Source organism: Myxacorys chilensis, from assembly GCF_059505265.1.
Genome location: NZ_JCACKG010000235.1, coordinates 45,128 through 56,173, shown reverse-complemented (window position 1 = coordinate 56,173; position 11,046 = coordinate 45,128). Strand labels below are relative to the sequence as shown.

Here is an 11,046-nt window from a genome sequence, read left to right as displayed (position 1 = left end):
TTCCAAGCCTATCACCTTTCCCTTTTCCGCCGGTCTTATTTAATCCACGTTCCTAGCTTCAATAACAATTCTGGGCGTCGGCGATAAAAATGATTCGCTAATGCCCAGAATTTTGCAATTAAAAAGGGGTACGCTAACGCACCCCTAACCCAAAACTTGATGAGATTTAAGAGAAACTATTCTAGACCGTCTGCACCCGAAGCTGCTTTAAGAATTGCAGAATAAGCATCAATACTTGCTTGATCGGTTCCAGCAATACCGTTTAGCTTGGTGATAACTGCTGCTTTTAGGGTATCAGCATTGAGAGGAACAGTGCTAGTTGTCAAAGCACCACCTGTCAGCGTCAACTTCGTGGGGACTTGAAGTGTAACATCGTAAACCGCATCTACCATCAAGGGACTTGAGAAGTATGTGCCTTCGGGAGCAACCATTTCACCCGAAAGAGAGGCAGAGTAGCCACCGGGAGTAGTCCGAGTTGCTGCACCACTGATCGAAGCATTTTCAGCAGATGCAGGTGAAGCTGCTAAAGCGACAACTCCAACGAAACTAGCTAGAGCCAAACCGCCTTTAACAATACCAACAGATTGAGATAACAAACTCATTACAGACTCCTCGATTAAGGATCAATACCTGACAAGCTTGTGTTAACTTGTCACCTGTTTATCTTTCCCCACAGCACCAAGCACTTTGTCCGTAATTTCACACAAATTTCTTGTTGGTTGCAAATTACTAGCTCTTAAAGTAGTAATTGTCTCTGTAGCATGGGCATTAATAGCTAGATTTGCTTGTTTATTCAGAAACAGTCTGCAAAAGAATTGAGATTGAGCGAGTGAAGTTAGGGCGCTTCAACTACCGAATGCTAAGTTTGAATTTGTTGCGGTGAGGCTTGAGTGATTCAATCCGACGGTAACGATCGAATCCCTAGAATAAAAAAGAGGCGCGTTTACCGCACCTCTCGAAGCCAATCTCTCATAGTCTTTCTAGAAACGGCAGGTTACTCTAAACCATTGGCTCCCGATGCGGCTTTAACAATGGCAGAATACGCATCGCGTCCTTGCTGAGTGCTGATATCAATGGTGTTGAGTTTGGTGATGACAGCCTGCTTAATATTAGGGGTAGACAAACGCGAAACGACAGGAGCCAGATACATAGAATTAGAAAGAAGAAAATGCAGGTTGGCACTGAGGAATGGGTCTATGCGGGCAAACTCTCCAAGCCCATTCACGACCACGATGTTGCCGTTTGCATCGAAATAACCGTAACCACCAGGAAACGCCGCATTGAGAGCAGCATAGACTTGTTCCTTCAGTTGAGGATTACTCAATAGTGTAGGGCTAGTCAGCATGGCGCTCAAGGTTTGAGGATCATAAGAACCAGGACTGGTTTGCAGCCCATTCACCGTACTTACCCATAGGCTCGTTGGAATCGAGGTTCCGCCCCCTACAGGAGTCGTAAACGTGGGTGTGACTTCTAAAGGACCTTTGAAGTAGGTGCTATCGGGGGCAATCATTTGACCCGCCGTTGAGGACGAGTAGCCTCCCGGAGTCGCACGAGTGGCAGCACCCTGAATCGAAGCGTTTTCAGCCCCCACTGGGAGACTCGCAAAGGCGGCTAAGCCAATTGCGCCAGCCAGAGTTAGCCCTCCCCTAAAGCCAGTCGAAGCCCAGTACGATAAAAAGCTCATCACAAATTTCCTCGGGTAGTCAATACGTGTGGGGGGATCGCTCACCTCATCTACAAATATTGTGCCCAGACCAGATAATTACTCTTCCGCAACGTCACTTAACTTATATCTAACTCTTGACGCCTTAACGCAAACAGCGCGATCGTTGCGAAAGCCTTAATTCTGTTGCAAACAAACTGGGAGAGGCAAAGGAATCCCACTAAATGTTCAAGCCGCACCTCTCAAGATCAAGATTTAGAAACCAAAACAACCTGTACGACTATTTAGCCCTTCCCATCCATAGCGAAAGTCGCGCTGGACGGGCTGAATGTGAAGCGCAGTCCCGAGATCCGAAGCGGGATACTATTTCTTAGCAAGTCCCTTAGGTGCTTCAATCAAACGCTAACGGTCGAATCCCCAAAATAAAAAATCGAGAGGCACAATTGCTGCACCTCTCGAAATCGATCTCCACAATCTTTCTAGAAACGGCAGGTTACTCTAAACCATTTGCTCCCGATGCTGCTTTAACAATGGCAGAGTACGCATCGCGTCCTTGTTGAGTGTTGATATCAATGGTGTTGAGTTTGGTGATGACAGTCTTCTTGATGTCAGGAGGAGAAACACGCGATATGATAGCTGGCAATAGCCAAGGATTCCACTGCAAAACTAGATTCAGGTTGATATTACCCCAGTATGAGTCCGTGCGAAGATACATTCCCAGACCCTGCCCGACTCCCCCCCAATTAGGGTATGCCGCATCGAGAGCAGCATAGGCTTGCTCCTTCAGTTGAGGATCACTCATTAGTGCAGGACTGGTCAGCATGGCGCTCAAGGTTTGAGGGTCATAATAACCAGCACCACCGGGTTGCACTCCATTTACCGCACTCACCCGTAGGCTTGTGGGAATTGAGGTTCCACCGCCCACAGGAGTTGTAAATGTAGGTGTGATTTCTAAAGGACCTTTGAAATAGGTACTATCGGGAGCAATCATTTGACCCGCTGTTGAGGAGGAGTAGCCCCCCGGAGTGGCGCGAGTGGCAGCACCCTGAATCGAAGCGTTTTCAGCCCCCGCGGGGGAACTTGCAAAGGCAGCGAAGCCAATAATGCCAGCAAGAGTTAGCCCTCCCTTGCAGGCGATTGAAGCCCAATACGATAAGAAGCTCATCACAGATTTCCTGGGTAGTCAATACGTATGGGGTGATCACTCACCTCATCCACGAATATTGTGCCCGGGCTAGATAATTCCTCTGTCCGTAAGAGCACTTAACTTCGGTCTAGACCTTGCTGCCTCAGCTTAAGAAGCGCGATCGCGGCGAAAATTCTAGTTTCTTACTGCAAAATCTTAAGGCAGGGCAGAACAATTCTGTTAAACTCGCCAGCCGCCCCTCAAGATTTCAGCGACAAATAAGCTGCACCATCGTTTAGCTCTTTCCGTCTACCAATCGCTTCAGCTTCAGATACGCTTCCTCAGCACTCAATCTCTGAGATTCCTTCTCATTGGGAATATAAAAATCTCTATAGTCCCGAAAATGATGGACAACATAGCTCGGAATTAACCCCTGCTTTAGCGCATCCTCCGCGAGTTCCGCGACGGCGTCCGCTAATGTTTCCTCATTATGAAAAGGATGAGCCATTGTGCTATTGCTCCACTAACTTCAGTGTTTTTGTTCCCAATGGAGAGCGATCGTAGTGGGCGAGTAAGTCGGCTGGATCATCGTAGATTGCGATCGCGCCTTCTAATTCACTGTCATTGAATCCGCCGCAGCGGAACATGATCACTTCGACGCCTGCGGTGTTTGCTGCTGCCACATCATAGGGTGAATCTCCGAGCATGACAACCTGATTGGGTTCAAAGCCGCCTCGCTTGAGAGCCGCGTTGACCAAATCAGGAGCGGGTTTTGAAGCCTCGGCATCATCGCTTGAAGTCGTCGGCATATCATTCAACAGATCTTTGACATCAGCCGCTTCTAGCAGAATATCGAGTTCTGCTTGCGTTGCTGAACTGGCAACGACGATTGAATAGTCATCTTGCTGGAGTTTTTCTACCAGTTGTCTTGCTCCTTTCGTGGGCGATAACATCGCTCCGACCCGTTCGACAATGATGGCTTTACGATGAGCGCTAATCTTCTTGCCATCGCCTTCTTCATCAGATAACCCCGGAACCAGCATTGGAAGAATTTGATCGCCGCCCATGCCAATTAACGGTCGCACTTGGTCATATGCGATCGAATACCCAAATGCCCCGAATGCCTCAACCCACGCGTTCGCATGGGCATCATTACTAAGAATCAATGTCCCGTCTACGTCCAGAAGTATGCCTTGCAAGGTCATATGACCCATTCTCCACAATGAAAGCTGCTCTCAGCCTAATGATTGTGAATAGAGCTAACGTCTTCAATAAGAAGTAAAGAAAGTGAAAGGTAAAGAACTAATGTGATGCAGCGTCTTTGCGGTTTTGAAAGCTGAGTTACGATCGCGTGATCCTTCGTTCCCAACTTAGGAACTCAATTACGATCGCATGATCTTTCATTCCCAACTTGGGAACTGAGTTACGATCGCACGCTCCTTTATTCCCAAGTTGGGAACTGAGTTACGATCTCGTGCTCCGAAACACCACTTGGTTGTACAACGAACATTTGTTAAATCGTAAACGGCGTCAAGGCGCGATCATTCCACTCCCCTCGATACCATTCCGACACAAACGGGCGCACCACAAACTTGACTGGATTTCCTGCTTGCACATCAATGCGGACAAACGAGTAGGGACGGCGTTTCCGCGAACCCTGTCCTTCACGCCCCACAAATAAATGAGACTTCGCAACGGTGGTTTCGTCGCTAGACACGCGAAACCGCTCACTCAACACATCGCCTTCCATCCGCTGCCGTCGCAAACTGTAGCCACTGCCGCCACAGACAATCCAGTTGACATTCGCATCACCCGCCCCGGTGTCAACCGTTCTCAGATGCTCAAAACAATGCGCGTGACCATTAAGCACCAAATTGACAATCGGCTGATCGTTCGCAATGTCTCCCACGGCGGCTTTTACTTCATCTAACACTTGTCGCAGCCGTAACCGCACCGCTAACGTTTGTGCCTGATGCCACTTTGTCGCTTCTGTCACATAGGGCGGATGGTGGAAAAACAAAACGCGCCCTCGAACTTCCGGATCGCGCCAAGAATCAATTAAGCGATCGCGCAACCAGTTCAATTGCTCGGTGTCAATCACGATCGCTTGGTCGGCAGTTAATTGTTTATCAATGTCAATCTGCACTTCTTCAAGCTGCTGCAACTTAACCCGCATATCGTCAATTTGATCTGCCTCCTCTTGCTGAGTTGGGCTAAGCGTCTCAATCTGAGTCACCAATGCTTGCATTTCAGCTTCTACTTTACGACGGCGAGTTTGTAGCACCTGCCGATACTCGTCTCCTGCCGAATCGGACGGCAATGGAGCAGGTTCATTAAACGTGTTGGAATCGAGCGCAAAAAAATCAACGCCGCCGTAGCAGAAACTATAGTAGCGGTTTGGCACGCGGGTAAAGTGCCCCGGCTCGTACTGCAAACATCGTCCGGTAGACGTTTTGGCGTTGTAATACTGATCGAGATGTTGTCCCAACTGCCCTTTCATCTCGACCATCCACAACGGATCGATAAAGGCTTGAGTGTAAGCTTTGCCCTGCCCTGAGCCGTGCCAACCCAAATCGAACTCCAGCCGCGATTGCAGCAAGCGACGAAGCGGGTAGGTCAACTGTGCGATCGCGCCCAAGAACACAGGCAAATCATAGTAGTCGTGGTTTCCTGGCACAGGCAGAAACGGCAACTTAAACACCATCTGCTCATAACTCAGCCGCTTGTAATGCTCCCCGCCTACCAGAAATTCTCGGTATGGCTCGATAAAGTTTGGCGGATAGAATTCGCTCGAACCGACTAAATAGATCACATCTCCCGTATGTAAAATAAAGCGGCACTCATCCCACTGAGTCAACATCTGTTCAGCAATTCGTCGCTGTGGGTTGTTTCCTTGATGTTTGCCAGAGCCACTATCGCCAATTACTAAAAACGAAAATTCTGGCGCATCATTCTGCTCATCTGCCAGCATCAAGCGCGTTTGATCAATGCCGCGCGTTTGAATCTCTGGCGACCCCCAGCAGACTCGCTCTTGCATCTTCTGAATTTTGATGGCGGTTGCTGGATCAGTTACGAATCGCATAACTCTTCATGTCTAGGTGGGCACTGTTCCCTAAATCGTAGCGATATCCCTAGTTTTAATTACATCTACCGTGGGCTAAAATTTTCGCCTCCGCCCATCGAAGCTCATGCCTTGAAATGGAGCTTTTCAGTCGCCATTTGTATTCGAGGAAACAACACTTTTGGTGGAACTTCTGTATACTCACATCTGCCTCAAGTTAGAAAAATTCCTCTCTAACACGAACTTGCTTAGGATATACCTTGCTTAGGATATACTTTTGAGCGAGCTAAATATGCAGCTTCAGATTGAATAAGTGTGCAGTTTAGAAAGGGCAACGCAGGTACTGGCTTTTGCAAGCATTGCAGTCTTGTACAAGCCGACTCGGTTTATTAATGGTGTGAAAGGAAAAGCAAACATGTCGAATCATTTGTGGAAGTCATTGCTGACTAGTCCTGCACTTTTGGGTGCTGCGATCGCGGTCTCTGCTACCGTTGGTGCGGGCATGGCTCAAGCGGCTGATGTGTCTACCCAAGCGCAGACCCCAGTTTCTCTAGACCAAATTGAGACTTATGGTAATGCAGATGGTAGTACAGAAGATGCGAATGCCGTCGATCAAGTCACTTCGGTTTCGCAACTTTCTGATGTTCGCCCTACGGATTGGGCATTTCAAGCGCTGCAATCGCTCGTTGAGCGTTACGGCTGTATTGCAGGTTATCCTGACCGCACCTTCCGCGGCAATCGCGCCACGACTCGATATGAATTTGCCGCAGGTCTCAATGCCTGCCTCGATCGCGTCAACGAACTCATTGCAGCCTCAACCGCAGATCTGGTTAAAAAAGAAGATTTAGCCACGCTTCAAAAGCTGCAAGAAGAATTTGCGGCTGAACTGGCCACCTTGCGGGGACGGGTAGACGCAGTAGAAGCTCGCACCACGACCTTAGAGAAGCAGCAGTTCTCGACCACAACCAAACTTCAGGGTGAAGCCATTTTCGGCATTGCTGGAGCTTTGGGAGGAGATAGAGCCGTGCCTTCTGGGGCAGTTGCTGGGTCAGCAGGTCGCGTTGATGAAAATACAGTATTTAGCGATCGCGTCCGCGTCGGCTTAAGAACGAGCTTTACCGGAAAAGACACGTTATTTACCCGCCTGCAGGGCCGTAATATTCCGAACTTTGCTGGAGCAACGGGAACCAATATGGCTCGTTTGTCCTATGAAGGATCGCAGCCTTCGGGCACTCCTGCCAACAACAGCTTCAGACTGGACAAGCTGTACTACCGCTTTCCGGTCGGAGCCGGTAATCTGACGATTGATGCGGTGGGGGGCGAATTCTACAACAACGTTCCGAACTTTAACCCATTATTCGCCAGCGATGCTCAAGGAGCGATCTCTCGCTTTGGTCGGTTTAACCCAATCTATCGCCAAGGGGCGAGCCCCAGTGGTAGCGGCGCAGGTGCAACACTGACCTTACCGTTGAACCAAGCCTTTACGGTGTCTCTGGGCTACTTGTCCGATGAAGCGTCGGCTCCGGGTGCCGCGCAAGGTTTCTTGAACGGTTCCAATGCAGCGCTCGCGCAGTTGGCGTTCAAGCCTAGCAGAAATATTGATTTAGGCTTCACCTATGTACGCTCTTACGATCGCGGTCCTCTGGGCGGAGCGGGTGCGACAAACGTGACCACGTCGGCTGCGACCGGTAGCGCTTTTGCGAACAATCCATTTAACGGTGCTGCAACATCGGCAGACCACTTTGGGGTAGAAGGGTCTATCCGCATCACGCCTAAGTTTGTGTTGTCTGGTTGGGGTGGTTTAACCAAGGCTCACCGTCAAACCGGAGCAGATGCAGATGCTGATATTCTGAACTGGGCAGTCACGTTGGCCTTCCCAGATTTAGGCAAAAAAGGCAACATGGCAGGCATCATTGTTGGTATGCCTCCCAAAGTTACTGATAACGACTTTGTAGGCGCGAATGGGGTTCGCCGAGAAGATCAAGATTCTTCGCTGCATCTAGAAGGTCTATACCGCTTCCAGTTTAGCGACAAGATCTCCATCACGCCTGGCATTATTGTGATCTTCAATCCTGAACACAACAACGCCAACGATACGGTATATGTCGGAACGATCCGCACGACCTTTACGTTCTAAAGTCCCTGATTGAATTTCGGTTGTCTGATTGAGTTTTGGTTGATAGACGCCTCGCCTAACGCGGGGCGTTTTTTGTGAGGCAGGATGTTTCAGAATCTTATCCCGTTGAAAATATTGCGATAGTGCAATCTCCAGACTTTACCAACCCTTCTGGAACTTCGCTTTGTATTAAAGTCATCCTGCTCTAGCTCTTTACCTTGCTTGTCATTCTGCTCAGCCAGACTGCTAGTACTCTACAATTATGCTACGACCCAGGAGAACACCAGACGTGGCTATTTGCGAGAGCTTCTCCGTCAATTCTTTAGAAACCTACAAAACCCTAGTGGAAAACCGGAGTATACTAGAAGAAGCTCGTCCTTGATTGATCCCCAACCTACTGTGCCCGTGGAACTGTCTTGTAAAAGTGAATATGCGCTCCTCGCGCTTCTAGAACTTGCCGATGTTTACACTAGTAAAGAGCCACTCCAAATTCGACAAATTTCTGCTCAACAGCACATTCCCGATCGCTACTTAGAACAACTGCTAGCGACCTTGCGGCGAGGAGGGATAGTGCGATCGCAGCGCGGCGCAAAGGGTGGCTATCTGCTCGCCCGCGAACCTCGGAAAATTACACTTCTTGAAATTGTCGCCTGTTTAGAAGGCTTTGATGCTCAAGCGAAGGAGCAGGAAGATGCAGCAAAATTCACAAAAACACTTGAGGGCGGTATCATTGCCGAGGTTTGGCAAGAAGCCGATCAAGCTGCAAAGACAATTTTACAGAACTACACGCTTCAAGATTTGTGCGATCGCCGCGATGCCCGACAACAGCTTGACCTGATGTATTACATCTAACCGTATTACATCTAACCGTATTACATCTACATTGTTTTTTCTTAGACGCTGTTTTACCTTCATTAAAGCCATGCATATTGCTCAAAACGTTACGGAACTCATCGGTCACACGCCGCTCGTTCAGCTAAATCGAATTCCTCAAGCGTCAGGTTGCGTTGCTCGCATCGTCGCCAAACTGGAAGGCATGAATCCTTCTGCGTCAGTGAAAGATCGGATTGGCATCAGCATGATCAACGCCGCAGAGCGGGAAGGCTTGATTACCCCTGGAAAGACAGTTTTAGTCGAGCCAACCTCTGGAAATACGGGGATTGCCTTGGCGATGGCATCGGCTGCAAAAGGCTACCGCCTAGTCTTGACTATGCCAGAAACCATGAGTTCTGAGCGTCGATCGATGCTGCGTGCTTACGGGGCCGAACTCGTCCTAACGCCAGGAATCGAAGGCATGGCGGGCTGCATTCAACAAGCGCAACGCATTGTCGATACGACGCCTCATGCCTACATGCTGCAACAGTTTCGCAATCCTGCGAATCCTCAAATTCATCGGGAAACCACCGCAGAAGAAATCTGGCAAGACACCGATGGGGAAGTTGATTTCGTAGTAGCAGGAATCGGCACGGGCGGCACGATTACAGGTGTCGCAGAAGTCATTAAGCAGCGAAAGCCGAGCTTTAAGGCCATTGCGGTTGAGCCGACCAACAGCCCAGTTCTCTCAGGCGGGCGTCCGGGGCCTCACAAAATTCAAGGGATTGGAGCTGGCTTTATTCCGCCTGTGCTAAATGTCAACTTGATTGATGAAGTGATTTCTGTGAGCGATGATGATGCGATCGCATATGGACGCCGCCTCGCGCGGGAAGAAGGGTTGCTCTCCGGTATCTCTAGTGGTGCTGCCCTAAAAGCGGCTTTAGAAGTGGGAAAACGTCCAGAAAATGCGGGTAAGCTAATTGTGATGATCCAACCCAGCTTTGGCGAGCGCTATCTCAGTACTGCCCTGTTTCAAGATTTAGAGATGGCGATACCCGCCGCGATGTTAGACGGCTAGAGCGATCTAAATTTGCTATGTGAATAGGAGAAAGAAAAGGAAGCAAAAGGTTCACTGAGCCTTGGTCTTCCTGTCTTTCTTCTTTTAAAATAGCGGTATGTCGATTTCTTCAACTCACTACCAAACCCTAGATCTTCAGCCAACCGCATCCCAAGCTGAAATCAAACAAGCCTATCGGCGCTTAGCAAAACGATTCCATCCCGATACTAACGCTGAAACCGCTAACCACGACAAGATTTCCCGAATTAATGCTGCCTACGAAATTTTAGGTGATCCGCAAAATCGTAGACAGTACGATCAGCACCTGCAACTCAGCGAACAGCTCGAAGCGGTTGGATTTTCCGTCGATGCTGTAGAGGAACGTCGCCAACGAACAGAAGCGGCGCAAGAGCGCTATCGTCAGCAACGAGAGGCAGAACAAAATGCAGATCATCAGCTTAAGCTGTGGCTCAAGCGGGTCTACACACCCGTCAATCGCATCCTAAACCAGATCTTGCGTCCGCTCAAATCCCAACTCGATCAGCTTGCGGCTGACCCCTTTGATGATGAATTGATGGAAGCGTTTCAATCGTACCTAGAGGACTGTAAAGCCCTGATCGACAAAGGACAGCAAAGCTTTCAAGCACTACCCAATCCGCCAAGTGCTGCTGCCGCTGCTGCCAACCTGTATCACTGTATAAACCAAGTGAATGACGGAATTTATGAGCTAGAGTACTTTACGCTAAACTACGACGATCGCCATATCCATACGGGGCGCGAACTTTTTCGGATTGCTGAACGACTGCGACGAGAAGCCGTCGCGGCGGTTCGAGAGTTACCGCAGTAGGGTGAGGAGATGAGTACAGCAATTTCAATTTGTTAGGAGCAGTTGACAAATTGAATCAGTTGCGATCGACGCAGAGCATAACTTTAAAAGACCACTTTGCAAGCTCTAAAGGAGCGCCTGTACTAGATACCGCTAGGGCGTCGCATCGCCTACTTTCGCTTAAGGTAGCTACTTTAGGCACATTATATTTCTGCCTAATCAGGTTAACATTCGATTAAGGTTAAGTTAAACTAAAAGACCCTTTCAATTACTACCGTATTCTGGGAATACTTAAGTTGTTCCTATCTACTCAGTTTCAGCCGAATAGCATTCCCGCTTCTTCCCTCGCTGAAACAGAAACAACTTTTAGATGAGGAGATAAAG

At 49.0% G+C, this 11,046-nt stretch carries 10 protein-coding genes; 4 read left to right on the top strand and 6 right to left on the bottom strand.

Annotated features, from left to right (window positions below; all coding sequences use genetic code 11):
* Positions 1-176: 176 nt before the first annotated feature.
* The 6 genes from AC5JLB_RS24425 to AC5JLB_RS24400 form a co-directional block, all read right to left on the bottom strand.
* Positions 177-602 (bottom strand): hypothetical protein, encoded by a 426-nt coding sequence (locus AC5JLB_RS24425; RefSeq protein ID WP_495876432.1) that lies wholly within the window; start codon positions 600-602, stop codon positions 177-179.
* 392 nt (positions 603-994) lie between these two features.
* Positions 995-1,684 (bottom strand): hypothetical protein, encoded by a 690-nt coding sequence (locus AC5JLB_RS24420; protein WP_495876431.1) that lies wholly within the window; start codon positions 1,682-1,684, stop codon positions 995-997.
* Between the two features lie 472 nt (positions 1,685-2,156).
* On the bottom strand, positions 2,157-2,828 hold the full coding sequence (locus AC5JLB_RS24415) for a hypothetical protein (RefSeq protein ID WP_495876430.1): 672 nt from the start codon (positions 2,826-2,828) through the stop codon (positions 2,157-2,159).
* Between the two features lie 256 nt (positions 2,829-3,084).
* Positions 3,085-3,297, bottom strand: coding sequence for a hypothetical protein (locus AC5JLB_RS24410; protein ID WP_495876429.1), 213 nt, complete (start codon positions 3,295-3,297; stop codon positions 3,085-3,087).
* Between the two features lie 4 nt (positions 3,298-3,301).
* Positions 3,302-3,994, bottom strand: coding sequence for an HAD family hydrolase (locus AC5JLB_RS24405; protein ID WP_495876428.1), 693 nt, complete (start codon positions 3,992-3,994; stop codon positions 3,302-3,304).
* 308 nt (positions 3,995-4,302) lie between these two features.
* Complete coding sequence (locus tag AC5JLB_RS24400; protein ID WP_495876427.1) at positions 4,303-5,871, bottom strand: metallophosphoesterase family protein; 1,569 nt, start codon at positions 5,869-5,871, stop codon at positions 4,303-4,305.
* 394 nt (positions 5,872-6,265) lie between these two features.
* On the opposite strand from AC5JLB_RS24400, the gene AC5JLB_RS24395 reads away from it, so the two are divergent.
* From AC5JLB_RS24395 to AC5JLB_RS24380, 4 genes are all read left to right on the top strand, one after another.
* Positions 6,266-7,987 (top strand): iron uptake porin, encoded by a 1,722-nt coding sequence (locus AC5JLB_RS24395; RefSeq protein WP_495876426.1) that lies wholly within the window; start codon positions 6,266-6,268, stop codon positions 7,985-7,987.
* Positions 7,988-8,344: 357 nt separating this feature from the next.
* The gene (locus AC5JLB_RS24390; protein ID WP_495876425.1) at positions 8,345-8,818 is read left to right on the top strand and encodes an RrF2 family transcriptional regulator; all 474 of its coding nucleotides are present in this window, start codon (positions 8,345-8,347) and stop codon (positions 8,816-8,818) included.
* A 70-nt stretch (positions 8,819-8,888) separates the two neighbouring features.
* On the top strand, positions 8,889-9,857 hold the full coding sequence (gene cysK / locus AC5JLB_RS24385) for a cysteine synthase A (RefSeq protein ID WP_495876424.1): 969 nt from the start codon (positions 8,889-8,891) through the stop codon (positions 9,855-9,857).
* Positions 9,858-9,954: 97 nt separating this feature from the next.
* Positions 9,955-10,683, top strand: coding sequence for a J domain-containing protein (locus tag AC5JLB_RS24380; RefSeq protein WP_495876423.1), 729 nt, complete (start codon positions 9,955-9,957; stop codon positions 10,681-10,683).
* The last annotated feature ends 363 nt before the right edge of the window (positions 10,684-11,046 follow it).